The sequence below is a fragment of the Nonomuraea sp. H19 genome (assembly GCF_052068215.1).
GTDB lineage: Bacteria > Actinomycetota > Actinomycetes > Streptosporangiales > Streptosporangiaceae > Nonomuraea.
In genome coordinates, this window is record NZ_JBQHCV010000005.1 from 55,221 (window position 1) to 77,416 (window position 22,196).

Annotated in this window: 24 protein-coding genes and 1 riboswitch; of the genes, 6 read left to right on the top strand and 18 right to left on the bottom strand. The window is 69.4% G+C overall.

Features of this window, described 5'->3' with window-relative positions; genetic code table 11:
• The first annotated feature begins 44 nt into the window (after nt 1–44).
• A complete protein-coding gene (locus ACTMTI_RS11970; RefSeq protein ID WP_441120336.1) occupies nt 45–890 on the top strand; it encodes a spermidine synthase in 846 nt (281 codons plus the stop codon).
• 233 nt (nt 891–1,123) lie between these two features.
• Here ACTMTI_RS11970 and ACTMTI_RS11975 read toward each other — a convergent pair whose 3' ends face one another.
• The 9 genes from ACTMTI_RS11975 to ACTMTI_RS12015 form a co-directional block, all read right to left on the bottom strand.
• Nucleotides 1,124–1,453 (bottom strand): nuclear transport factor 2 family protein, encoded by a 330-nt coding sequence (locus tag ACTMTI_RS11975; RefSeq protein WP_441120337.1) that lies wholly within the window; start codon nt 1,451–1,453, stop codon nt 1,124–1,126.
• Complete coding sequence (locus ACTMTI_RS11980) at nt 1,450–2,568, bottom strand: low temperature requirement protein A (RefSeq protein ID WP_441120338.1); 1,119 nt, start codon at nt 2,566–2,568, stop codon at nt 1,450–1,452. Before ACTMTI_RS11980 ends, ACTMTI_RS11975 begins: the two co-directional genes overlap by 4 nt.
• Before the next feature lie 44 nt (nt 2,569–2,612).
• Entirely contained in the window at nt 2,613–3,179 is a 567-nt protein-coding gene (locus ACTMTI_RS11985) for a superoxide dismutase family protein (protein ID WP_441120339.1), read from the bottom strand.
• 122 nt (nt 3,180–3,301) lie between these two features.
• Complete coding sequence (locus tag ACTMTI_RS11990; protein ID WP_441120340.1) at nt 3,302–3,577, bottom strand: 4a-hydroxytetrahydrobiopterin dehydratase; 276 nt, start codon at nt 3,575–3,577, stop codon at nt 3,302–3,304.
• 9 nt (nt 3,578–3,586) lie between these two features.
• A complete protein-coding gene (locus ACTMTI_RS11995; RefSeq protein ID WP_441120341.1) occupies nt 3,587–4,441 on the bottom strand; it encodes a carbohydrate ABC transporter permease in 855 nt (284 codons plus the stop codon).
• A 2-nt stretch (nt 4,442–4,443) separates the two neighbouring features.
• On the bottom strand, nt 4,444–5,358 hold the full coding sequence (locus ACTMTI_RS12000; protein ID WP_441120342.1) for a carbohydrate ABC transporter permease: 915 nt from the start codon (nt 5,356–5,358) through the stop codon (nt 4,444–4,446).
• Nucleotides 5,359–5,361: 3 nt separating this feature from the next.
• Entirely contained in the window at nt 5,362–6,807 is a 1,446-nt protein-coding gene (ngcE, locus tag ACTMTI_RS12005) for an N-acetylglucosamine/diacetylchitobiose ABC transporter substrate-binding protein (RefSeq protein ID WP_441120343.1), read from the bottom strand.
• A 202-nt stretch (nt 6,808–7,009) separates the two neighbouring features.
• A complete protein-coding gene (locus ACTMTI_RS12010; RefSeq protein ID WP_441120344.1) occupies nt 7,010–7,891 on the bottom strand; it encodes a hypothetical protein in 882 nt (293 codons plus the stop codon).
• Nucleotides 7,888–8,433, bottom strand: coding sequence for an RNA polymerase sigma factor (locus ACTMTI_RS12015; RefSeq protein WP_441120345.1), 546 nt, complete (start codon nt 8,431–8,433; stop codon nt 7,888–7,890). Before ACTMTI_RS12015 ends, ACTMTI_RS12010 begins: the two co-directional genes overlap by 4 nt.
• Before the next feature lie 84 nt (nt 8,434–8,517).
• On the opposite strand from ACTMTI_RS12015, the gene ACTMTI_RS12020 reads away from it, so the two are divergent.
• A complete protein-coding gene (locus ACTMTI_RS12020; protein ID WP_441120346.1) occupies nt 8,518–8,955 on the top strand; it encodes a nucleotide triphosphate diphosphatase NUDT15 in 438 nt (145 codons plus the stop codon).
• Nucleotides 8,956–9,032: 77 nt separating this feature from the next.
• Here ACTMTI_RS12020 and ACTMTI_RS12025 read toward each other — a convergent pair whose 3' ends face one another.
• Nucleotides 9,033–10,247 (bottom strand): aminotransferase class III-fold pyridoxal phosphate-dependent enzyme, encoded by a 1,215-nt coding sequence (locus ACTMTI_RS12025; protein ID WP_441120347.1) that lies wholly within the window; start codon nt 10,245–10,247, stop codon nt 9,033–9,035.
• A 12-nt stretch (nt 10,248–10,259) separates the two neighbouring features.
• On the bottom strand, nt 10,260–11,174 hold the full coding sequence (locus ACTMTI_RS12030; protein ID WP_441120348.1) for a carbohydrate kinase family protein: 915 nt from the start codon (nt 11,172–11,174) through the stop codon (nt 10,260–10,262).
• 46 nt (nt 11,175–11,220) lie between these two features.
• Here ACTMTI_RS12030 and ACTMTI_RS12035 point away from each other — a divergent pair, with 46 nt between their 5' ends.
• Nucleotides 11,221–11,805, top strand: a complete 585-nt coding sequence (locus ACTMTI_RS12035; RefSeq protein WP_441120349.1) for a TetR/AcrR family transcriptional regulator — start codon at nt 11,221–11,223, stop codon at nt 11,803–11,805.
• A 104-nt stretch (nt 11,806–11,909) separates the two neighbouring features.
• On the top strand, nt 11,910–12,545 hold the full coding sequence (locus ACTMTI_RS12040) for a class II aldolase/adducin family protein (RefSeq protein ID WP_441120350.1): 636 nt from the start codon (nt 11,910–11,912) through the stop codon (nt 12,543–12,545).
• On the opposite strand, the gene ACTMTI_RS12045 is transcribed toward ACTMTI_RS12040, so the two are convergent.
• Entirely contained in the window at nt 12,542–14,110 is a 1,569-nt protein-coding gene (locus tag ACTMTI_RS12045; RefSeq protein WP_441120351.1) for a DUF885 domain-containing protein, read from the bottom strand. The genes ACTMTI_RS12040 and ACTMTI_RS12045 overlap by 4 nt on opposite strands.
• Nucleotides 14,111–14,132: 22 nt before the next feature.
• Here ACTMTI_RS12045 and ACTMTI_RS12050 point away from each other — a divergent pair, with 22 nt between their 5' ends.
• Nucleotides 14,133–15,341, top strand: coding sequence for a DUF4032 domain-containing protein (locus ACTMTI_RS12050; protein ID WP_441120352.1), 1,209 nt, complete (start codon nt 14,133–14,135; stop codon nt 15,339–15,341).
• 13 nt (nt 15,342–15,354) lie between these two features.
• Here ACTMTI_RS12050 and ACTMTI_RS12055 read toward each other — a convergent pair whose 3' ends face one another.
• The 3 genes from ACTMTI_RS12055 to ACTMTI_RS12065 all read right to left on the bottom strand — a co-directional run bounded on the left by ACTMTI_RS12055 (nt 15,355) and on the right by ACTMTI_RS12065 (nt 17,702).
• Nucleotides 15,355–16,200, bottom strand: a complete 846-nt coding sequence (locus tag ACTMTI_RS12055) for an alpha/beta fold hydrolase (RefSeq protein ID WP_441120353.1) — start codon at nt 16,198–16,200, stop codon at nt 15,355–15,357.
• 44 nt (nt 16,201–16,244) lie between these two features.
• Nucleotides 16,245–17,027 carry a hypothetical protein gene (locus tag ACTMTI_RS12060; protein ID WP_441120354.1) on the bottom strand — a complete coding sequence of 261 codons (783 nt, stop codon included), beginning with the start codon at nt 17,025–17,027 and terminating at the stop codon, nt 16,245–16,247.
• A gap of 172 nt (nt 17,028–17,199) precedes the next feature.
• Nucleotides 17,200–17,335, bottom strand: a riboswitch (cyclic di-AMP (ydaO/yuaA leader).
• Nucleotides 17,336–17,501: 166 nt separating this feature from the next.
• Nucleotides 17,502–17,702, bottom strand: coding sequence for a DUF5302 domain-containing protein (locus ACTMTI_RS12065; protein WP_441120355.1), 201 nt, complete (start codon nt 17,700–17,702; stop codon nt 17,502–17,504).
• A 342-nt stretch (nt 17,703–18,044) separates the two neighbouring features.
• On the opposite strand from ACTMTI_RS12065, the gene ACTMTI_RS12070 reads away from it, so the two are divergent.
• Nucleotides 18,045–19,028, top strand: coding sequence for a rod shape-determining protein (locus tag ACTMTI_RS12070; RefSeq protein ID WP_441120356.1), 984 nt, complete (start codon nt 18,045–18,047; stop codon nt 19,026–19,028).
• Nucleotides 19,029–19,137: 109 nt separating this feature from the next.
• Here ACTMTI_RS12070 and ACTMTI_RS12075 read toward each other — a convergent pair whose 3' ends face one another.
• The 3 genes from ACTMTI_RS12075 to ACTMTI_RS12085 are packed head-to-tail and all read right to left on the bottom strand — an operon-like array spanning nt 19,138 to nt 22,195.
• Nucleotides 19,138–20,358 (bottom strand): ABC transporter permease, encoded by a 1,221-nt coding sequence (locus tag ACTMTI_RS12075; RefSeq protein ID WP_441120357.1) that lies wholly within the window; start codon nt 20,356–20,358, stop codon nt 19,138–19,140.
• On the bottom strand, nt 20,358–21,071 hold the full coding sequence (locus ACTMTI_RS12080) for an ABC transporter ATP-binding protein (protein ID WP_441120358.1): 714 nt from the start codon (nt 21,069–21,071) through the stop codon (nt 20,358–20,360). The genes ACTMTI_RS12075 and ACTMTI_RS12080 overlap by 1 nt, the downstream gene beginning before the upstream one ends.
• Nucleotides 21,068–22,195 (bottom strand): efflux RND transporter periplasmic adaptor subunit, encoded by a 1,128-nt coding sequence (locus ACTMTI_RS12085; RefSeq protein WP_441120359.1) that lies wholly within the window; start codon nt 22,193–22,195, stop codon nt 21,068–21,070. Before ACTMTI_RS12085 ends, ACTMTI_RS12080 begins: the two co-directional genes overlap by 4 nt.
• Between the last annotated feature and the right edge of the window lies 1 nt (nt 22,196).

A 22,196-nucleotide genomic window follows, 5' to 3' on the forward strand; every position in this document is an offset into this window, starting at 1 on the left:
CAGCCTTCTCCGTCGCATACGGTTTCTCCCAGGAGGGGATCAGCGTGACACGTGGACAGCGGGAACCGATGCCTGGCCTGTATCCGGTGACGTTCGGCGAGGTCGAGCTCCTCCGGGATCTGGACAGGCAGGACGGCTGGGTGCTGTCCAAGGATGGCGTACCGCAGTCCTACGTGGATCTGAAAGACCCCACATTCCTGGAATTCGAGTACGTACGTCTCATGGCGGACGTAATCGACGTTCTCCACGAGGGCGCCTTGAGCTGTCTACACGTGGGCGGCGGCGCCTGCACCGTCCCGCGCTACATCGCCGCCACCCGCCCCGGCTCCCGGCACATCGTGATCGAGCCCGACGGCCTGCTGGTCAATCTGGTACGGGAGCAGCTGGAGCTCCGTTCGGTCCCCCGGCTGAAGGTCATCGTCGAGGGCGGCCGCGACGGCACCGCGAAGGTGTGGGACGCCTCGGCGGACCTGGTGGTCCTCGACGCGTTCACAGGGGCGACGATGCCGGTGGAACTGGCCACCGCCGAATACATGGGCGACCTCGCCCGGGTCCTGCGCCCTGACGGGACGCTGTTGATCAACCTGGCGGACGGCAAGGGCCTGACCTTCGCCCGGCGCCTGCTGGCCACGGTCACCGGCACGTTCCGCCACGTCGCGCTGCTGGCCGAGCCGGGTGTCATGCGGGGACGCCGCTTCGGCAACCTGATCGTGGCGGCCTCGCGTACGGACCTGCCGGTGGATCTGCTCACCCGGAGAGCGGCCGGCGGCCTGACGCAGGCTCGGTGCGTGCACGGGGAGGCGCTGACGAACTTCATCGCCGGAGCGCACCCCATCAAGGACGGCGACGCGGTCCTGGCCCCCGTTCCACCGCCGGCCGTCTTCGGGTAGGGCAACGGCGCCCTCACCTCAGCCGCCCGGCGCATCCGGACCGAGGTAGGCGAGGACGCCTGGAGGGTCGGTCCGGACATCCCGGTCGAGGCGGTCCCCGACTCCTACCAGCGGAAATGGAACGCCGCGAACGCCATCATCAACCACCACCCCGCACGCCACCTGGGCGGTTCGGCGACCAAAACGTTCCTTCTCGAGGCGGTGTGGCGCCGTGGAACCCATGGCGTCCGAGTTCAGCTGACCGGGAGCGCGGCGGCGGTCTGGCGCCAGATCCTGCCGTCCCTGACCACCAGGGTGCCGTACGTGGTGACGCGGTTGCCCCCGATGGTCATCAGCGCGTTGTAGAAGATCACATCGTCGGTCGTCTGGACCGAGACGATCTCGTCGACCTGGGGCTTCGCCGAGAAGTAGGCGGTGAACAGCTCCCTGATCTCAGCGGGGCCCCTGGCGACGCGGTCGAGGCGGACGACAGTGGCGTCGTCGTGGTATTGGGCGAGGAGGGCCTCCAGGTCCTGGCCGGCGATGGCGGCGAGCTGGCGGTCGAACACGTCCTTGGTCGTCATGCGGCACCTTCGGCAACGGGGCGGGACAGGTCGTATGCCACCTGCGCCACCGCGAACAACAGGATGATCGGTAGCGCCGCCACCACCGGCAGCGCGGAGGCGGCGAGCGTGAGCACGGCCGCGGCCAGGCGGATGCCGCCCGCGCGGCGGTCGCGCGAGCACAGGTGCTGCACGCCGAGCACGGCCAGCACCAGCGCGGCGGGCACCCCGACGGACCAGCTCGTGCCGGACGGATGCACGATCGCGTGCTCGATCCCGATCCCGAACGCCACCAGGCCCACGGAGAGCGGCAGGTGCGAGTAGACCCACACCTGTCCGGCCCATTGGGTACGGAGCACGACGGACTCGTCGATGTGGCCGAAGTACAGCCACCAGAAGCCCATCGCGATCGCCACCCCGACGAGGGCGATCAGCAGCGCACCGGGCGTGACGTCGTGGCCCTTCAACCCGACGACGACCGCGGCGATGACCTCGCCGAGGACGATCACCACGAAGAGGCCGAAGCGTTCCGGCAGGTGCTCGCTCTGCGGCGGCAGCTTGCCCTGGTAGCGCCTGGCCAGGAAGGGCGTGGCGAGGTCGATCAGAAGGGCGACGGCCCAGAACGCGTAGCGCTGCGGCGGGTCCACGGCGAGCGAGACCAGCCAGATGAGCACCGCGACGGTGAAGCCGGCGGCGTAGCGGGCAGCCAGTGCCCTGGCCTCGGGTACGTGGCGGCCGGCTCGGACGTAGGCCACGATGAGCAGCACTCGCGCCACCGCATAAGAAACGGCGAAAAGTCCGGAACGCTGGTCGATGTCGCCCACGCTCGCCGCCATGGTCGCGACGGCAAGGATCTGCGGCAACGCGAGGAGCCGGTGGCTGGTGTCGTCGGTGTCGAACCGGTTGGCGTAGAAGACATATCCCGCCCAGGCCCACCAGACCGGCACGAACAGGCCTACGAAGGTGAGGATCCTGCCGAGATCCGTGCCCCCGGCGAGCACGCCGGCCAGCTCCGCGACCGCCACGACGAAGACGAGGTCGTAGAGTAGCTCCAGCCAGGTGGCCCGGCGGTGGACGTCTTCGAAAAGCCGTAATCGGGGGGGTTGCCACTGGCGGCTGCTGATCACTCGCTTCATACCTCCGCTATGTAATTGTGTAAGTATGCCATGCGGATCTTCGCTCACCGCAAGGTCAGGCAGGCGACCCTGTCACCCGCCTGACCGGCCTGCGGGCCGCTGGTCACGGTGGACTTGGAGTGGAGCGCGAGCGAGCCCGGCAGGTTGTCGGGGTCGAGCGCCCAGTTGTTGCGGGCCGTGGAGTGACCGGCGCCCTCGCCGTCGGTCGTGACGTCGAGCCAGACCTCGCTGGCCGCATTGATCTTGCCTGGCTGGTGCTGATAGTGGGGGCCGGAGTCGTTGGGCTTGCGGCCACATGGCTTGACGTGGAGGTGGGCGCCGTAGCGGCGGTTGGGCAGCAGGCCCTCGACCACGAGGGAGGTGCGGGTGTGACCGCCGGACGACTCGACGGTGACGCTGGCCTGGGCCCCTTTCGGGACGAGCTTGCGGTCATAGGCGATGGCCGAGGTGTCGGTGTCGCTGAAGTCACCGGCGGCGGACAGCGAGACCTGTCCGTTCTGAGCAGTGCCGCGCTCGCTGGGGCCCGGGGCCTTCTGGAGCGGGGCGGGCGGACCGGCGCAGGCCACCGTGCCGGCGGCGAGCGGGACGAGCAGCATTGCGGGCACGCGCATGAGAACCCCCATAGTTCGAGCCCTGACGACAGGCGGGCTTCGAGAGGACACCACTCTAACGAGTGAGCGAGTGACTACGCTCCGTCTTCGACGGGATGTCTTTCATGCGGCTCGGCCGCCGGTCACGCCCCGTGACGCGTGGCGATGTCGTCGATGATGGCGGCCAGCGTGAAGTCGAGATCGGTGAGGCCGCCCTGGTCGTGGGTGGTGAGCGCCAGGTTGAGCGTGCGCCAGCGGATGTCGATGTCGGGGTGGTGGTTGAGCTCCTCCGCCTTGACCGCGATCTCGTCGACGATGCGGATGGCCGTGGGGAAGTCGGGCGCGGTGACCGTACGCCGGATCTCGTCGCCCTCGCGCCGCCATTCGGGCAGGTCCTTGAGCTTGCTCTCGACATCCATGGAGCAACATTACTTCAGCGCGCCCGTGCCGAGCCCCGACTGGATCTGCCGCTGGAAAATGATGTAGACGACCATTACGGGAAGGATGGTTATGCTCAGGGCGGCGAACAGGCCCGGCCAGTCCGCCTCATATCCCGCCAAAGTGGAGATTTTGGCAATGCCCTGAGTGAGGACCCATTTGTCCGGGTCGCCGGCCAGGAGGACCAGCGGCAGCAGATACTGGTTCCACTGGCCCAGCACGTTGAAGATGGTGATGCTGATCAGTCCGGGCTTGGCCATGGGGACCATGATCTGGAAGAACGTCCGGGTGTGCGAGGCGCCGTCGATCTTGGCGGCTTCGGCGATAGCTTCCGGCAATGTCCGGAAAAATGCCGCCAAGAAGAAGATAGTGAACGGAAGAGAATATGCGATATAGACCAGGACCAGCCCGATATGGGAGTTCAGCAGGCCGAACTGCTTGACGACGAAGAAGAGCGGTCCCAGGGCCAGGAAGACCGGAAACGCCAAACCGGCCACAAAGTAGTAATAAATCACCTTATTGCCGATGAACTGATAGCGCGCCAGCACGTACGCCGCCATCGACCCGAACAGCATCGTGCCCGCCGTGCCGAAGAAGACGACGATGACCGTGTTGAGCATGTACTGGCCGACGTGCGCCTTGTCCCACGCCCGGCCCCACGCGTCGAGCCGCAGCGCGCCCGGGAGCTGCAACGGGTCGCCGAAGATCTCGGTGTTGGTCTTGAACGAGGCCAGGAACGTCCACAGCAGCGGCAGTATGATCAGCAGCGCCCAAATGGCCAGCGCCACGTGCGAGAGCCCGTTGAGCACCCCAGGGCGCGGCTTTCCGGCGTCACGCGAGGACATATCTAGAGCTCAACCTTCTCACGCCTGGTCGTCCGCAAGGTCAGTACGGCGAACGTCACGGTAAGGAAAAACAGCGCCACGCCCATCGCGGACGCGTACCCGACCTTCTGGTAGGAGAAGGCGGTCTTGTAAACGGTGACGGGAAGAATGGTCGTGGCCCCGTCGGGCTCGCCCTTGTCGCCGGCCAGCACCTGGATGAGCGCGAACCCGTCGAAGGCCGCGATCCCCAGATAGACCCAGCCGACCTGGATGGTGTCGCGCAGCAGCGGCAGCGTTATCGAGAAGAACAGCCGCAGGCGTCCCGCCCCGTCCAGCGCGGCCGCCTCGAAATAGTCCTTGGGGATGGCGGCCATGCCCGCCGAGAACAGCACGACGTAGAAGCCCACCCCCTGCCAGACCATCACCGCGACGACGGACCACAGGGCCAGTTCCGGCTCGATCAGCCAGCCGACCGGGTCGATGCCGAGCCGGGCGAGCGCGCCATTGATGACGCCGTCCCCGTCGGGCCGGTAAATCGCCTGGAACAGCACCCCGACCACGGCCACGGCGAGAACCTGGGGGAAGAAGAACACCACCCGGTAGAACTTCGACCCCCAGACGCCTCTCATGCCCGCGCCGCGCGTGCCGCCGCCCAGGTTCAGCAGGAACGACAGGAACAGGGCGATGACGATGGTCACGATCGGCAGCACGAGCAGGATGGATCCGTGGTTGCGCAGGGCCTGCCAGAAGACCTCGTCCGAGAACAACCGGCCGAAATTGTCCAGCCCCACGTAGCGCACGATCGAGCTGTATCCGTTCCAGTTCGTCAGGGACAGCTGGAACGCCTGGACATAAGGGCTGATGACGAAGACCGAATAGAGCACGACTGGGACGACGAGGAATCCCGCCACGAAGCCGTATTTGCGCAACCGCTCCATGTGCTACTGGCTCCGCGTCTGCTTCGCGATCGAGTCGTCCTTCTTGATGTCGTCGGCCTTCTTCTGCATGTTGGCGCAGAATTTCTCCGGAGTGATCCGCCCGGCCATGACCACGTTGATCTGCTGGGTGCCGTAGTCGAAGAGCTCCTTGTACCAGCCCTCGAAGCGGGCGTCGGTGATGATGTTCTGGCCCGCCGCGTCCTGCGCCTTGGCCGCGCTGACCAGGCCGGCGGGCAGGTCGACCCCTTCGGCGGCGCCGTTCACCACGGTGAGGTTCTTGGTCTTCTCGGTGAAGCCCTTCGCGCCTTCCTTGGACAGCATGAGTCGCAGATATTCGAGCCCGCCCTGCGGGTTCTTGCCCTTGGCCGCGACGACGAAGTTCTCGCCGACGCCGACCTGGATGGCGCCGTACGGCATCTTGTCGGCCGCGGTGACGTCGGGAATGGGGGCGATGGCGTATTGGAAGTCCAGCGGCTTGTCCTTGGCCATCTCGTTCTCGATCCAGGACCCGACGGGGTAGAACAGCACCTTGTTCTGCAGGTGCTTGATCTGGGTCTGCGTGTGGTCGAGGCCGAAGTACGCTTTGTCGCCATATTTCGCCTGGATGTCCACCCACGCCGCGACCGCCTGCTTCATGGCCTCGGCGTTCCAGGCGTTGTCCACCAGGTTGTCGATGTCGATGAGGGCCTGGTTCCCGCCGATCTTGGCAGCGGTGTAGAGGACGTTCCAGAGCTGGTAGTACGGGCCCTTCTGGCCGGGGTACGCGAAGAGCAGGATGCCCTCCTTCTTCGCCGTCTCCCCCAGGGCCGTGAACTCGGCCCAGGTCTTCGGCAGCGCCCACCCCTTGGACTCGAACAGCTGGGCGTTGTACCAGAGCGCGCGGTGGGACACGGTGTAGTTCAGCACCAGGTCCTTACCGTCGATCTTGGCGTTGTCGAGCACGGCCGGCGTGATCGTGTCGCGTACCTTCTTGGCCGGGTCGTCCACCGAGGGCGCGTCGAACAGCGCGGTCAGGTCGGCCAGGTGGCCCTCGGCGGCCAGCGGGACGAGGTCCAGCGCCTCGGGTCCGGAGTTGTTGAGCACATCGGGCGCGTCGCCGCCGACGAAGCGCGGGCGGAGCTGGGTGCCGATCTGCTGAGTGGCGTTGTGCTTGATCGTTACGCCGGGGAACGCCTTCTTGTAGAGCTCCTCGTGCAGGTCCTTGGCGTACGCGTCGCCGTACCCGCCGCTGAAGATGACCACTTCGAGCGGCTTCTTGGCATCGACGCCGAACGGGTTCTTGGGATCCGCCGAGGCGGCGATCGTGGTGGCGGGCGCGGCCGTGGGATCGCCGCCCGTTCCGGCGGTGGCGCAGGCGCTCAGCAGGCCGGCACCGGGGCCGGCGACGAACGCGGTCATGCCGATGCGGCGGAGCAACTGGCGCCGCGTGATCTCGCTCGGGTGGGTCATGGGGGCTCCCGAAGAGGAATTAGGAAAGTTTCCTAAATGTTTGTCCGAAGGTACGGATAGCCCTCTACCTGCGTCAAGGGGTCGCAATCGAGACGTGACCTGGCTGTGACCAGTTGCCTGGAACTCATTTCCGCCGGCGCTCGGGCCGCGTCAGGCGAAGCTGACGACAGCATCCTCGACGCAGGCCACAGAGAGCAAGCGGTCAGTCCTCCCACCAGAGGCGCGGTTGCGGAGCGGAGGACTTGGGCAGCGAGTCCCTGGGCACGTCGGGCCCGAGCTCGACGGTGACCTGGACGGCGTCGGACGCGGTCTTCATCGCCGCGCCGACGATCCAGTCGTCCTTGATGTGGACGGCGTCGACGTCGTAGCCCGAGCCGGTGCCGTCCGGGTGCGACCACATCGCCACGTATTCGATCTTCTTCAGTCCGCGCTTCTCCATCTCGGCCCTGACCTCGGCGACCGTCTTGCCGCGGGGGTCGTAGTCGCCGCCGTTCACCGGATGGATCTGAACCGACTCGGCGTAGCGCTCGCCGGGCGCGGCGGGCCGTCCGATGCCGAAGATGACTCTCCCCGTGTAGTGGATGGGCATGGAGATCTTGGTGCACCGGGCGGAGGCGCAGCTCTCCTGCCGGGAGGAGCGGGTCACGCCGGTGCCGGGCGGGAAGTCGCCGGGGGTGGCGGGGCCGATCAGCGCGCCCACGTCCTCCGGCGCCACCGGGACCTTCTTCACCTCGGCGTTCAATCCGACGGCGCGGAAGGCCTCGGTGAACATCGCGACGTCGGCTTCGGGGTCGGTGATCGTGACATTGAGGTAGTTGTCGCCGGCCTCGACCGAGACGGCGGCGTTGGCGAACTGGGTGACCGGGCCGCCCAAGGGCAGCCCGAGGACGAGGGCCACGGCCAGCCCCGTGGCCAGCACGGCGAGCCCGAGTCCCCGCCGCACCTTGAAGCGGCGGCGCGCCGGCTCGCGTTCCTCGGACATGATGGACTCCATCAGCGCCCGCGCCCCCGCGCCGGACGCCTGCCCCACCGGCTCCTTGACCAGGTCCTCGTCGCGCACCCGCGCGAGATCGGCGATGTTCACAGGACACTCCCTTCGATGGCGACGGCATGTGGGGCCTCGATCCCGGCCTCCGCGAGGCCGCGGGCGAAGCGCTTGCGGGCGCGGTAGAGCCTGACCCGGGCGGCGTTTCGGGAGATGCCGAGCGTTCTGGCGATCTGGGCGGTGTCCAGCTTCTCCCAGGCGACCAGGGAGAGCAGCTCCCTGTCGTCATCGGACAGCGCGCGGAAGACCCGGCTCAGCTGCGACAGGTCCTCGGCGGGCGACGGCTCCGCGACCAGCGGCGTGGTGGCCAGCTGCGCGCGCAGGGCCACGGTGCGCTGCTCGTGGCGGCGCTCGCCGCGCCGGTGGTTGGCCAGCACCTTCCTGGCCACGCCGAACAGCCATAACTTCGCCTCGTCGCCCTGGGGGACGTCTTCGATGCGGCGCCAGGCGATCACGAACGTCTCGGCCACCACGTCGGCAGCGTCGTCCGGATCCAGGCACCGGCGCAACGCGTACCCGAGCAGCGGTCCGTACGAAGAGCTGTAGATCTCCTCGAACCGGCCTTCGGGATTGACTCCCATCCGGTCTCCTTGTGTGGGTGGTTAATACTCACCCCATGTCCGGGATTCCGGATCCATTACAGGGCTGTGGGAAAGGAGTTCGCGGTGTCCGCGGATCGGATCATCGGTGTGGGTGTCGTGCTGACCGCGCAGGACGGGCAGATCCTGCTCGGCGAGCGGGTGAAGGCCGGGGAGGAGCCGTCGTGGTGCCTGCCGGGCGGGGCCGTGGAGCCGGGCGAGAGCTTCGAGGCGGCGGCCGTCCGAGAGCTGCGTGAGGAGACCGGCATCCACGACGCGGGACCGCCCCAGGTCGCCGCCGTCGTGCTGGATCATCCCGGAGGCGTGGTGCGGGTGAGCGCGGCGGTGACCATGACGCTGGGGGCGACGGCACCGGTGGTGACGGAGCCGCACGTGTTCCGCTCCTGGCGCTGGTTCGCTCCGCACAGCCTGCCGGCGCCGCTGTTCCCGGCGACCGGGCACATCTTGACCGGCGCGAGTGATCGCAACTGGTACTACGCCGTCCGGGACGCCGGAGCCGCCTGACACACGGCGGATCGTCAGCCCGCCACCCGCACCGGTCCCCATCGGGCGGTGCAGGGGCGGGAGCGGGTGGCGGGTGGTCAGGCGAAGTGAGCGCGGGTTTCGGCGAAGGCCTGGTCCGTGCCCTCCAGAGCCTTGGCGACGTCCTCCTCCGTATGGGCGGCCGACATGAACCAGTTGTGCCACGGATGCACGTAGACCCCGTGGCGGAGGCAGGCGTCGCTCCAGTACATGGCCACGGACAGGTCGGAGTCGCCGTCGAAGCTGAGCCACGGGATCGTGACCGGTCCCGTCTGGTTCACGACGAAGCCGTGGGACTTGGCCTGCGCGTACAGCCCTTCGCGCAGCTGCGTGCCCGCGCGTTCCATGGCGGCGATGCCGTCCGTGTCGCGCAGGGTCTCGATGGTGGCCTTGGCCGCGGCCATCGCGACCGCGGAGAACCAGAAGGAACCGGTCGAGTACAGCGTCTGGGCGGGGCCGCGCAGGGCGTCGGTGCCGGTTACGGCGGCGATGGGGTAGCCGTTGGCCATGGCCTTGGACCAGGCCGTCAGGTCGGGTCGCACCCCGTACGGCTCCCACGAGCCCCGCAGGTCGATACGGAAACCGGCCCGTACGTCGTCGATCACCAGCGCGGCCCCGAGCCGGTCGGCCAGGGCGCGGGCCCCACGGGCGAAGGCGGGCTCGACCAGTTCCTGGTCCTCGAACGAGTCGTGCTTGAACGGCGTCACGATGATCGCCGCCACGTCCCCCTCCACGGTCGCCGCCGCGGCCTCCAGTGACTCCAGCGAGTTGTAGGTGAACTCGACCAGGTCGGCCCGCTCGTTCGGCGTCGTACCGGCCAAGGAAGGCGTGCACCAGGGATCGGCTCCGTGGTAGGCGCCGTGTGCCATCAGCACCTTCGTCCGCCCGGTCGCGGCCCTGGCGACCATCAAGGCCTGCGTGGTGGCATCCGTGCCGTTCTTGGAGAACATCGCCCAGTCCGCGCTGGGCACGGTGTCCACGAGCAGCTCGGCCAGCTCCACCATGATCGGTCCCGGCCCGTTGAGGCAGTCGCCGAGCGCGGCCTGGCGGGCGGCGGCCTCCTCGACACGCGGGTGCCGGTGCCCGAGGACGACGGGGCCCCAGCTGCACATGAAGTCGATGTATTCGCGGCCGTCCACGTCCCACTGCCGGCAGCCCTCGCCACGCTGGAAGAACTGCGGGTAGCCGGGGGCGAAGATCGCGGCGTTGAGGTGCCCGTACATGCCGCCGGGGACGACTTTCAAGGCCCGCTGGCGGAGTTCGGCGTCGGTCATCAGAGGGGGTCCTTACAGGAGGCTGAGGGTGGATTCGAGGTCCATGAGGCCGGCGTCCGAGCCGAGGCCGGTGGCGACGCGGGCGGCGGCGGCCGTGCCCCATCGGGCGGCGGTCAGGACGTCCTGGCCGTGGAGGAGGCCGGTGAGGAAACCGGCGCAGTAGGCGTCGCCGCAGCCGGTCGTGTCCGAGACGTCCGTCTTGATGGCCGGCACCCGCTCGGCACCCTCCGCGGTGACCACGAGGCTGCCTTCCTCGCCGAGTGTGACGAGCACGCCGCGCGGCCCGTCCGCCAGCAGGGTCGCCGCCGCCGTGTCGACGTCCGCAGCCCCTGTCATGAGGAGGGCCTGGGACTCGTTAGGGAGGACGTAGTCGACATGCGGCAGGAAGGCGCGGGCCATTCCCAGCAAGTCCGGCATCTCGGAGAGCAGGTCCATCGTGACGATCGTCCCGGCCGCCCGTACCTCGTCCAGGAGGGCGAAGAAGGCCGGGTCGCCGAGGCCGAACGTGACGTCCATCCCGCCCAGGTGGATCGCCCGCGCGCCGCGCAGCACGCCGGTGTCCAGGTCGGCGTAGGTCACGGTGAGGTTCGCGCCGGGCACGTGGAAGCTGGGCCGTCCGCCGTCGGGCCGGATGGGCAGGATCGAGGCGGCCGTCCGCTCCCCCGCCCTGCGCACCAGGCACGAGGTGTCCACCCCGCGCTTGGCCAGCACCATCAGCAGGAAGTCGGCCAGCTCGTCATCGCCGACGGCGCCCATGGTGACCACGTCGTTGCCCAGCTTGACCAGGTCCACCGCGGTGCCCGCGGCGGCGCCGGCGGCGGTGATGCGGATCTGGTCGACCAGCACGGTGTCCTGGCCCTCGGGAATGTGATCGATGGGCCTGGCGAGTATGTCGACGATGTGGACGCCGACGGTGGCAACGGTCATAGTCTAAATAGACAGACGTCCGAATAAAAAGTCAACGGAGGAATCGATGCCGAAGATCGTCGATCACGACGAGCGCAGGCGCGAGGTGCTGTCGGCGGCCCGCCGGGTGATCGTCAGAGACGGCATCGACGCGGCCACCACGCGGGCCATCGCCAAGGAGGCGGGCTACTCGAACGGGGTGCTCGCCCACTACTTCACCGACAAGGACGACATCCTGCTCTCCGCGCTGCGCCAGTCCCACCAGCGCATCCGCGCCCGGCTGGCCGGCAAGGTCGAGGGCGTGACGGGGCTGGCCGCCCTGCGTGAGCTGCTGCTGGACAACCTGCCGCTGGACGCCGAGCGCACCCAGGAGACGCGGCTGGAGGTCAGCTTCTGGAGCCGGAGCCTGGCCTCCGAACGCCTCGCGGAGGTCCAGCGGGCGGAGGCGGCCGAGCTGCGGGCCGTCGTACGCGACCTGCTGGGCCAGGCCCGCGCGGCCGGCGAGCTGCGTACGGACGACAACCTCGACGACCTGACCGAGCACCTGCTCGCCCTGGTCGACGGCCTCAGCCTGCACCTGCTCCTCTACCCGGGCCGGCTGAAGCGCGTCGACCTCGAACGCCTCATGCTGCAGGCCCTCGACCGCCTGTGAGGGAGCGCAGCGACCAGAGCGGGGGCCGCGAGGGAGCGCCGAACGGAGTGAGGCCATGAACAGGCGATTGCTGCATTTCGGACGACCGACTACATTGGCGGCGTATGAGCCTTCGCGAGCAGCTGTGCGAGTACGGGCGCCGCGCCGTCGAACTCGGCCTGGTCATCGGCACCTCGGGCAACCTGAGTGTGCGCCAGGGCGACCTGGTCGCGGTCACGCCCTCGGGGGCGGCGCTCGACCGGCTCACCCCGGACATGTGCCCGATCGTGGACGTCGAGGGCTACCTGGTCGAGGGCGAGCTGCAGCCGTCCAGCGAGACCCCGATGCACCTGGCGGTGTACGAGGCCACGAACGCCCAGGCCGTCGTCCACACGCACTCGGTGTTCGGGACGGTCGTCGCCACCACGATGACCGAGCTGCCCCCGGTCCACTACAACGCGCTGCTGCTCGGCGGCGTGGTCAAAGTCGCCGAGTACGCCACGTACGGCACCCCGGAGCTGGCCGCGAACGTGCGGTCGGCGCTGGAGGGCAAGCAGGCCGCCCTGATGGCCAACCACGGCGGCGTGACCATCGGGGCGACGCTGGAGCAGGCGTTCGAGGCCACTCGCCTGCTGGAGTGGCTCTGCGAGGTGTACGTGCGGGGGCTCGGCGTGGGCAAGCCGACCATCCTGACGGACGAGCAGCTTGCCGCCGTTGTGGAGCGTTCCCTTGATCCTCCGGTCTTCCCCCGCCGTCCCTAGGCCAGCGCGGCCTGCTCGGCGAGGCCCAGGGGCAGGCCGCCGGAGCCGGCGATCTTGTCGTGGAACTCCTTCAGCGACCCCTGGAACGACGCGCGGATTCGGTCGATCTCGATGGCCCCCGTGAGGTACGACGGCGCCTGCGTGGGCCAGGCGCAATAGCGGTTGACCTCGCCCTGGGCGGTGCCGGGCGACAGCGACGCCTTCGTCGCCATGAACGTCTCGGCCTCTTCGATGGACATGTCCTCGCAGTGCAGCGCGGTGTCCACGACGATCCTGGCGGCACGGAAGATCCGGCAGTCGAGGTGGGCGAGCTCGGTGGCCGGGGTGTCGAAGTAGCCCTGCTCGTGCAGCAGCTTCTCGACGTAGAGGGCCCAGCCCTCGGTGAAGTACGCCGTGCGGAAGACCTTCCTGACCGTACGGGGATTGCCCGCCATGTACGACAGGTGCCAGTGATGCCCGGGGTAGGCCTCGTGGACCGCGATCGACGGCATCTGGGCCCGCGAGTTGGTCCGCAGGCGCTGGCGTACCTGCTCGGGGGTGAAGTCGTCAGGCGTGTACGGGACGAAGAACACGCCGGTGCGCGAGCTGCTCAGCGGCGGCGGCGCCAGGTAGTGGGCGACGGACAGGACGGGACGGGTGTACTCGGCCGACGGCAGCACGTGGCACTCCTCGCCGCCGGCGAACGTGACCAGGTCCCGCTCCCTGACGAACTCCCTGGCGCGCAAAGTCTCGGCCTCGTACTCGGCGCGCATGTCGGCCAGCGTCGGCGGGTGGTCGTCCATGAGGGACTCCATCGCGGCCCGCCAGTCGTGCGTGCCGTTGACCTGGACCGCGACCTGGCGCATCCGGGCGTCCAGGTCGGCCCAGGCGGCCTTGCCCTTCTCGTGCAGCTCGGCGGCGCCGTACCCGAGCAGCTCGCGCTCGCGCAGCAGCGTGGAGTAGAGCTTCTCCCCCATCCGCCAGGTGCCGCCGCAGGTGAAGCCCTCCAGGAACGTCACCAGCTCGTCGAACGCCTGCGCGGCCGGTTCGGCGGCGGCGGCCAGCCGAGCGCGCAGCTCCGGGTCCTCGACCATGCCCGGGATCGTGCGGGTGAGGAAGTTGCGGCCGGTGCGCGCCTGGCCGAGCCCGCGCTGGATCAGCAGCGGCGCCGCCAGGTCCGGGTCCAGGTTCGTACGGCAGGCGGCCAGCACGCCGGGCACCTCGGCCAGCCGGGAGACGGCGGCCGAGACCAGCTCGGGCTCCGGCTTGAGCCGGCGCTGGAACGGCGTGTACATCGAGCTGAAGATCGCCGATAGGTAGACGGCGGGATCGCGGCGCCAGTCGGGCCAGGACGCGAGCGCGACCGAGCCCCTCAGCTGGGAGAGGACAAGGTCCCTGTCGATCGCGTCGTCCAGTGTGGCGGCCTCGGCCGCCGACAGGCGTTCGAGCCAGCGGGTTTCCTCGCGCTCTCGGGCGGCCCAGGCGGTGGCGGTGAAGTCACCGAGGGTGTGATCGTAGCCGTCGGCCCCCAAGAAGCTGGCGACGACGGGACGGTCGGAAAAGTACCACTTGAGAAACTCGTCCACCGATGCACCATATCCTGAGGTAATGCCTTTGCAGATCACTGGCGCGCTCGGTGACCCCGACCTCATCCGCCTCCCATGGGACGTCCCTCTGAAGGACTGGCCGGAGCATCATTTGGTAGATCTGCCGCGGGGCATCTCGCGGCACGTCGTGCGGTTCGCGCGGCTCTCCGGCAAGGTGTACGCGATCAAGGAGATCGGCGAGCGCTTCGCCAAGCGCGAATACCAGCTGCTATGGGACCTGGCCCGGCTGGACGCGCCCGCCGTGGAGCCCGTCGCCTACGTCACCGGCCGCGACGAGGGCCTGGACGCCGCGCTGATCACCAGGCACCTGCAGTTCTCGCTCCCCTACCGCGCCGTCATGTCCGGCACGCTGCGCCCCGACACGCTCACCCGGCTGCTGGACGCGCTGGCCGTGCTGCTGGTGCGGTTGCACCTGAACGGCTTCTACTGGGGCGACTGCTCGCTGTCCAACACGCTCTTCCGCAGGGACGCGGGGGCCTTCGCGGCGTACCTGGTGGACGCCGAGACCGGCGAGATGCATCCGATGGTCAGCGAGGGCCAGCGGCTCGGCGACATCGACATCGCCCACACGAACATCTTCGGCGAGATGCTCGACCTGGAGGCCGGTGGGCTGCTGCACCCGTCGATCGACCCCATGGACACCGCCGAGGACGTCGTCTCCCGCTACCACCGCCTGTGGGACGAGATCAACCAGAGCGAGATCATCGAGGAGGTGGACTGGCACCGCGTGGAGCAGCGCATCAGGCGGCTCAACCTGCTGGGCTTCGACGTGGCCGAGATGATGGTGCGGCGCAAGGTCGGCACCGGGCGGCTGATCGTCCGGCCGAAGGTCGTCGACGCCGGCCACCACCAGCGGCGGCTGCTCCGGCTGACCGGGCTGGACGTGGAGGAGAACCAGGCGCGGCGGCTGCTCAACGACCTCGACGGCTACCGGGTGGCCAAGGGGCTGCGGCACGAGGACGAGGCGATCGTGGCGCACCGGTGGCTGGCGGAGGTGTTCCAGCCGACGGTCGAGGCCATCCCCGCGGAGCTGCGCGGGAAGCTGGAGCCCGCGCAGCTGTTCCACGAGATCCTCGACCACCGCTGGTACCTGTCGGAGCAGGAGAACGCCGACGTCGGGCTGGGCACGGCGGTGAAGTCGTACGTGGACCACGTGCTCGTGCACAAGCCCGACGAGAAGGCATTGCTGCCCAACGAGGCTTCTCAGTAGGCGGTCCCCCGGCTCAGGGACCGGTCAGCTTGGTGATCTCGGCCACGATGTCGGGCCAGAGGGGACGCGGGAGATCGTGTCCCATGCCCGGATAGGTCACCAGCCTGGCGCCGGGGATGGCCGCGGCCGTGGCGTGACCGGCCGCGACGGGGACGAGCTGGTCCGCCTCACCGTGCAGCACGAGTGCGGGAACGGTCACCCCCGCGAGCGGCTCCGTGCGATCGCCCGAGGCCATGATGGCGGCGAGCTGCCTCGCCGTGCCCGCCGGATCGAAGCATCGGTCGTAGGCGAGCCCGGCCATCATGGTGATCCGCTCGCGATCGAGCTCGTAGCCGGGCGAGCCGATGACCGCCCAGGTTCGCAGCGCCTGCGCGAGCACGCCGGCGCGGTCGGCGGCCGGCTCGGCCATCAACACGGCCATCGCCGCCTCGGTGGGCGCGGCGACCGCCGCGCCCGGCGTCGACATGATCGAGGTAAGGGACAGCACTCGGGAGGGATGCCGGATGGCCAGCGTCTGGGCGATCATCCCGCCCATCGACGCGCCGACCATGTGGGCGGCGGGCCAGCCGAGCGCGTCCATGAGCCCGGCCGCGTCGTCGGCCAGGTCGTCCAGCAGGTACGGCGCCGGCGCCCCCATCATGGGCGCGCCGTGGTCGTGGAGGTGCGTGGAGAGGCCCGCGTCGCGGTTGTCGAACCGCACGACGTGGTGTCCCTGCTCCACCAGGAGCTCACAGAACTCTTCGTCCCAGTGGACGAGCTGGGCGCCTAGTCCCATGATCAGGAGCAGCGGCCGTCCTGTGGGCGAGCCGAAGCTCTCGTAGGCGATTTCGATGCCGTTCGCGGCTACGCGGGTGGTCACGGAGACCAGAATGACATTCTGGTCTCCGGCCCGTAAAGGGCTGATCAGCGCTTGACGAACTTGCGGATGCGCTCGCTACCGAGCGCCGCGCCACCGAGTACCGCGCCGCCGCCCACCAGGACCAGGGCGCCGGCCGCGAAGGACAGGCCCACGGTGCTGGACTCCTCCGCCTCGCCCGGAGGAGCGGCCGCCACGGCCTTGACACCCGCGGGCTTCTTCTCGGCCACGGGCTGAGCGAGCTCAGCCGGGTTGTCGTCCCGCTTGGCCGACTTCTTCTCGGCCATCACCTTCGGGGGCTCGGCCGGGTTGTTGTCCCGCCTGGCCCAGGCGCGGGAGGAGAAGGGGACCGGGTAGTTCTTCTTGCCGAGGCCCTCGCCCCACTTGGTGATGACGTAGTCCACGTCGATGTGGCCCTGGCCGCCGATGCCGTCGACGTGGAGGGTGTCGGGGTTGAACGTGCCACCGGTCAGCTCGGCGAACGTCTTGGCGTCCAGGTCCAGCATGATGCCGTTGTTGGAGGGCGTGCCGGGCCCGCGGTCGCCGACGAAGAAGGGCAGCTTCTTGCCCTTGTAGATGACGTAGCCCTCGGTGAGCAGCGGCCAGCTCGGACTTGCCGCCAGCCCCTTCTGCATGGGCTTGCCGCTGGCAGGCAGTCCGGTGTCGCCGGCGCGGCCGGAGGCGTCGTCCCAGAAGTAGGACGCCGTGGTCGAGCCCTTGAGCAGTACCTTTTCTTCGTTGTCGGCGCAGGCCGTGCCGGCGATGGTGAGCGCGCCGACGGTGGAGGCGGTGAGCAGGGCGAGGGCACGCAGGCCAAAACGAGCAGACATGAGGTAGTGAGTCCTTCGCGAGGGGACAAAGGGACGCACGCTCGCTGAAAAGGCGTAGCCGGGCAGATCGCCGAGCGGTCGCTACGCGGAGCGCGGAAGGGCTGGGGGGAACAGGCCGCTCAGCAGGCGGTCAGCACTACGCTGTCTGGGGGTACGACGCGGTGATACATCTATGTCCTCTCCATCTCGCCTACCGGGTTAGCTGACGGGTTCGGGCGTGGAGCTGCCCTACCGGCACGCGGCCGGATTCACCCCAGGGGATTTGGGTCCCCGGTTCCCGACTGATCGGGATTCGGCGCCAACCGGCTGGTCCCTCCTGGGTAAGGTCCATGCCACCGGCTGGTAATGGGCGATACTGTAACCGCCAAATATGGACAAACGCAATCGAACCGTCATGAAGCGGGATAAAGATCTACCTTCGTCGGCAAAGAAAAAGGGGGCACGGCACGCCGTACCCCCTTCTAGATCCCAGTCTCAGCCGCCGCTCTTGCGTCTGAACGATCTTTTATTCGCAGCCGGACCGTGCGCCCCGTGGATCTTCGATGGGTCGACGTCCTTGCCACCCGCGCCCGCTCCGGCGTGCTGGTTGCGCTTGCGCTCCAGCGCTTCACGGAACTTGCGCTTCATCTCGTCCTCGGGAGTTTCGCTGACTTCCGGCTCCGGTGTTTCCGCCATGAGGACCTCCGTGGTGTTGGGACTATCACAGCTTCGCATGACCCCGCTTATGACGCGAAACCGGCCTCGACCCTGTCCGCCCGCGCGGCGGGCGCCTCCAACCGCTCGCTCGGCATCGCCACCAGCGCCACCAGGGCGATCACGGCCCCCGCCACCAGGGAGCGACAGGATGATCAGGGCCGCCTCCGCGGTGACCGTCGAGGTGTAGAGGGTGCCGCCGATCTGACGTAAAGCGGAATCGTTCTGTTCCTGGTGTTGTGTTGGGGCGGGTCGGGAAATGGATCCGGACATGATGGTCGACCCCCCGGTCCGGCGATGAGCCTCCTGGGCCATGATCTGGCGATGGATCTCGGGGCCGCGCGCACCCGGATCTACGTCAAGGGCAAGGGCATCGTGCTCGACGAACCGTCGGCCGTCCTGCGCGACCGCGACACGGGCAGGATCCTCGGGTACGGCGCGGAGGCGGCCCGCGGCGAGCCGTGTTGGCCGATCAAGGGCGGCCTGCCGGTCGACGGCGTGCTCGCCCAGCGCATGATCAGGCACTTCCTGCGCAAGGTGCACCGGCATCCGTTCGCCAGGCCGCGCATGGTCATGGCCGTGCCCGACGACGCCGACGCGATCGAGCGCGCGGCGCTGCGTGACCTGGCTTTCGAGGTCGAGGCGCGCGGGGTTCTGCTGATCCCGCACGCACTGGCGGCGGCGCTCGGCGCGGGCGTGCCGGTCGACGACCACGCCGGGCGGATGGTCATCGACATCGGGCGCGACTCCGCCAGGGTCGCGATCCTCTCGCACGGGGAGCTGGTCGCGGCCGGCAGGGCGCCCGGCGGCGGCCACGCCATGAACCGGTCGATCGCCTCCCTGATCGAGCACGACCACGGGCTGCTGATCGACGAGGGCGAGGCGGAGGCCGCCAAGCGGCGCGCGGGCCCGCAGTGGAAACCGCTGCACCGGCAGGTGCTGATCCACGGCCGCGACCCGCACACCGGCGCCGAACGCACGGAACGGGTGCCCGTACAGAGGATCTACGAGGCCACCAGACAGCCGGTCGAGTCCATCGTGCGGGCGGCGCTCGACACCATGGAGCGCTGCCCCGACGAACTGGCCACCGACCTCGGGGAACGGGGCGCGGTACTGGTCGGAGGCGGGGCGCTGCTGCGCGGGCTGGCGCGGCGGCTGCGTACCGGGCTGTGCATGCCGGTACGGCGGGCGGAGCGGCCCCCGGAGTCCGTGGTGCTCGGTCTCGGGCAGTGCGTGGACGATCTGGGGCTGATCGCGAAGCTCAGTGATCGGCTGCGCGCGGATCGGCGGGCCAAGGTGCGCACGTGACAGGATGCTGCGTTCAGGGCCGGAGGTCCGGATCGTCGGCAAGACCACCTGCTGTCCGGCCGCCGGATAGCGCCACAGCATGCCGCGTGCCGTGGCGCCGTAAGGGGGGCTAGGGCGTGGACAGCGCCTCGGTCGGGGACAGCCGGGAGGCCCGGATGGCCGGGTAGAGCCCGGCCGCGGCGCCGATGGCCAGCGTCGCCGCCAGCCCGCCGACGGTGGCCCAGGCGGGCACCACGGAGGGCCAGCCGCTGTAGAACGCGTACCCCATGGTGACCGCGGTGCCCAGAAGGATCCCGCCGCCCCCGCCCATGGCCGACAGCAGCAGCGACTCGGCCAGGAACTGGGTGCGGATCTGGCCGCGGGTCGCGCCCAGCGAGCGGCGCAGGCCGATCTCCGCGCGGCGTTCCAGCACTGAGATGACCATGGTGTTGGCCACGCCGACGCCGCCCACGAGCAGGGCCACCGCGCCCACGCCCAGCAGGAGGTTGGCGAACGCCTGACTGGTCGCCTGCTTGGCGGCCAGCGCGTCGGACGGGCGGGAGACGTCCACCTCGTTCGGCGCCTCCGGGTTGGCGGTGCCGGCCAGCACCTGGCGTACCGCCTCCAGCTTGGCCTCTTCCGAGCGGGTGTAGAGCGTGGTCGGGTGTCCGTCGAAGTCCAGCCGGTCCTCCGCCACCGGCCAGCCGACCAGCACGCCGCTGTCCAGGTCGGTGGCGAGGGCCACCGGATTCAGCACGCCGACGACGCTGAACCGGATGCCCCCGACGATGACCTGCGTGTCCGCGCTCACCGAGCCGACGCCGAGGCGCTGGGCCGCGGACGAGCCGAGCACGGCGGCCGGATAACGTTCGGTGGCCTGGTTGAGCCACGTGCCGCTGCGCAGCGTCGCGCCCACGGTGGCGGGCAGGTCGAGGCGGGCGGCGTACGTGTTGAGGCCGCCGGTCTGGGCCTCGGGGATCTGCTCGGACCGGTAGACCTTGGCCTCGGAGACCTTCCCGATCGCCGAGGCCGCCTCGACGGGGCCGATCCGCTCGATCATCGCCTCGGCGTCCTTCGGCATCTGGGCCGCCTCGCCCGTGAGCGTGGTGCCGGACGAGACGGTGAGCAGGTTGGTGCCGAGCGCGGACAGCGTACGGTCGAGCTCGGCGCCCGAGGAGGACGAGAGCCCGACCACGGCGACCATGGCGGCGATGCCGATGGCGATGCCGAGCGCGGACAGGAACGCCCGCAGCGGCCGCGTGCGCAGGCCGACCGCGCCGACCCGCAGCACGTCGCCCGGCCGCATCCTGGCCGGGGACAGCCGGGGACGCCGCACCTCTGTGACGGCCATCACGCCACCCCTGATTCGGCGGGCTCCGGCAAGGGGACGTTCGCGGAGTCCGCGATGATCTGGCCGTCACGCATCCGTACCTGCCTGGGCAGGCCGGCGGCGATCTCCCGGTCGTGCGTGATGATCACGATGGTGGTGCCGCCCGCGTTCAGCTCGTGCAGCAGCTCCATCACCCCCGTGCCGGACACCGAGTCCAGTGCCCCGGTCGGCTCGTCGGCCAGGAGCAGCGGCGGATCGCCCGCCACGGCCCTGGCGATGGCCACGCGCTGCCGCTCGCCGCCGGACAGTTCGTGCGGCTCGTGGTCCATCCGGTGCCCGAGCCCCACCCGCTCGAGCGCGGCGGCCGCCCGGCGGCGCCGCTCGGTCCTGCTCAGACCGGTGTAGATGAGGCCGTCGGCCACGTTGTCCAGTGCGGGGACCTTCGCGGCGAGGTGGAAGTGCTGGAAGACGAAGCCGATCGTGGTCGCCCGCAGCGCCGAGAGCTGGCCGTCGGACAGCTTCGACACGTTGTGCCCGTCGATGTGGATGCTCCCCGAGGACGGCCGGTCGAGGGTGCCGACGACGTTGAGCATGGTCGACTTCCCCGATCCGGAGGGGCCGGCGATGGCGACCATCTCGCCGTGCTCGATCCGCAGCGACACCGACCTCAGCGCCGCCACGCCGCCGGGGTAGGTACGTGACACGTCCGTCAGCGCGATCATGGGGTACGTCATTTCGGCATCCCCACGGTCATGCCTTCGGTGAGCCCGTCGCCGGTGACCTCGACCCGCCCTCCAGCGAACAAACCCGTCTTAACAGCGACATATCGGGACTTGCCGCCTTCGATGACCTCCAGGCCGAACCCGCCCTCCCGGAGCGCCACGAGCGCGGCGACCGGCACGGTCAGCACGTTCGCGCGCTTGGACGCCGTGAACGTCACGTCCACGGCCGCCCTGTCGAGCCCCTTGGCGGACTTGGAGGCGCCGATCGAGACCAGCGCCTCGATCCGCGTCTCGGGGTCGGCGTTCTGGCCCTCGCCCGGTTCGATGACCGTGGCGACCTCGGTGACCTTGCCCTTCACGCTCTTGCCGTCGGGCAGCGTGACCTCGACCTTGGCGCCTTTCTTGGCCATCCGCTGGTCCTCGGCCGCCAGCTTGGCCGTGACGACCTTGGACGTGCCCGTGTACGTCAGGACCTTCTGGCCGGGCTGGGCCGGCTGGCCCTCCTCGGCCTCCAGGCTCTCCACGCGTACCTTGCCGGGGGCGAAGACCACCCGGCCCAGCTCGACCACGCCGGTCTCGTCCAGGCCGCGGTCCTCCTGCCATTCCAGGACGGCCTCGTAGGTGTCGTACGTGTACTCGTCGTCGACCGTGAAGCCGTCGTAGCCGAGCTTGCTGAGGTTCCGCTCCAGGTTCTCGACGTCCTTGCCTTCCGCGCCGATTTTGAGGTCGCGGTAGGCGGGCGTGTCGCCGTACATGAGCATGACCGGCTTGTTGTCGAGCCGGTACAGCGACCTGCCGCGGGTGATCTGCTGCCCGCTCTCGGGCAGCCAGGTGATCGTGCCGGGTTTCCTGGTCACCGCCGTGGTGACCGGGCCGTAACCGAGCTCGCCGTCGGCGTCCATGGTGTCGTTCAGCGTCTGCTTGGTCACCTGGGCCGTGGCGGGGGGCAGCACGGCGGCCGACTGGGTCGGGCCCGCGCCGGCCTCCAGCACGCCGGTGCCGTTCACCGCCACGAAGCCGGCGCCCGCGGCGGCCAGCACGATCAGAAGTCCGCCGACCACCTTGCCCCGGCCGCGACGGCGGCGCGGCCGGGAAGGCGTCGCGTCGGGCTCCGCCTTCCCATCAAGGGTGGCCATT

What these genes read in the sequence shown, in the direction of transcription:
- ACTMTI_RS11980 (WP_441120338.1), bottom strand. Translation starts at nt 2,568, where the DNA reads ATGAAGCGAGTGATCAGCAGCCGCCAGTGGCAACCCCCCCGATTACGG.
- ACTMTI_RS12000 (WP_441120342.1), bottom strand. Translation starts at nt 5,358, where the DNA reads ATGGAGCGGTTGCGCAAATACGGCTTCGTGGCGGGATTCCTCGTCGTC.
- ACTMTI_RS12075 (WP_441120357.1), bottom strand. Translation starts at nt 20,358, where the DNA reads ATGGCCGTCACAGAGGTGCGGCGTCCCCGGCTGTCCCCGGCCAGGATG.
- ACTMTI_RS12050 (WP_441120352.1), top strand. Translation starts at nt 14,133, where the DNA reads ATGCCTTTGCAGATCACTGGCGCGCTCGGTGACCCCGACCTCATCCGC.
- ACTMTI_RS12030 (WP_441120348.1), bottom strand. Translation starts at nt 11,174, where the DNA reads ATGACCGTTGCCACCGTCGGCGTCCACATCGTCGACATACTCGCCAGG.
- ACTMTI_RS12065 (WP_441120355.1), bottom strand. Translation starts at nt 17,702, where the DNA reads ATGGCGGAAACACCGGAGCCGGAAGTCAGCGAAACTCCCGAGGACGAG.
- ACTMTI_RS12060 (WP_441120354.1), bottom strand. Translation starts at nt 17,027, where the DNA reads ATGTCTGCTCGTTTTGGCCTGCGTGCCCTCGCCCTGCTCACCGCCTCC.
- ACTMTI_RS12085 (WP_441120359.1), bottom strand. Translation starts at nt 22,195, where the DNA reads ATGGCCACCCTTGATGGGAAGGCGGAGCCCGACGCGACGCCTTCCCGG.
- ACTMTI_RS12015 (WP_441120345.1), bottom strand. Translation starts at nt 8,433, where the DNA reads ATGGGAGTCAATCCCGAAGGCCGGTTCGAGGAGATCTACAGCTCTTCG.
- ngcE (WP_441120343.1), bottom strand. Translation starts at nt 6,807, where the DNA reads ATGACCCACCCGAGCGAGATCACGCGGCGCCAGTTGCTCCGCCGCATC.
- ACTMTI_RS12035 (WP_441120349.1), top strand. Translation starts at nt 11,221, where the DNA reads ATGCCGAAGATCGTCGATCACGACGAGCGCAGGCGCGAGGTGCTGTCG.
- ACTMTI_RS12070 (WP_441120356.1), top strand. Translation starts at nt 18,045, where the DNA reads ATGGATCTCGGGGCCGCGCGCACCCGGATCTACGTCAAGGGCAAGGGC.
- ACTMTI_RS12025 (WP_441120347.1), bottom strand. Translation starts at nt 10,247, where the DNA reads ATGACCGACGCCGAACTCCGCCAGCGGGCCTTGAAAGTCGTCCCCGGC.
- ACTMTI_RS11990 (WP_441120340.1), bottom strand. Translation starts at nt 3,577, where the DNA reads ATGGATGTCGAGAGCAAGCTCAAGGACCTGCCCGAATGGCGGCGCGAG.
- ACTMTI_RS11975 (WP_441120337.1), bottom strand. Translation starts at nt 1,453, where the DNA reads ATGACGACCAAGGACGTGTTCGACCGCCAGCTCGCCGCCATCGCCGGC.
- ACTMTI_RS11985 (WP_441120339.1), bottom strand. Translation starts at nt 3,179, where the DNA reads ATGCGCGTGCCCGCAATGCTGCTCGTCCCGCTCGCCGCCGGCACGGTG.
- ACTMTI_RS12080 (WP_441120358.1), bottom strand. Translation starts at nt 21,071, where the DNA reads ATGACGTACCCCATGATCGCGCTGACGGACGTGTCACGTACCTACCCC.
- ACTMTI_RS11995 (WP_441120341.1), bottom strand. Translation starts at nt 4,441, where the DNA reads ATGTCCTCGCGTGACGCCGGAAAGCCGCGCCCTGGGGTGCTCAACGGG.
- ACTMTI_RS12040 (WP_441120350.1), top strand. Translation starts at nt 11,910, where the DNA reads ATGAGCCTTCGCGAGCAGCTGTGCGAGTACGGGCGCCGCGCCGTCGAA.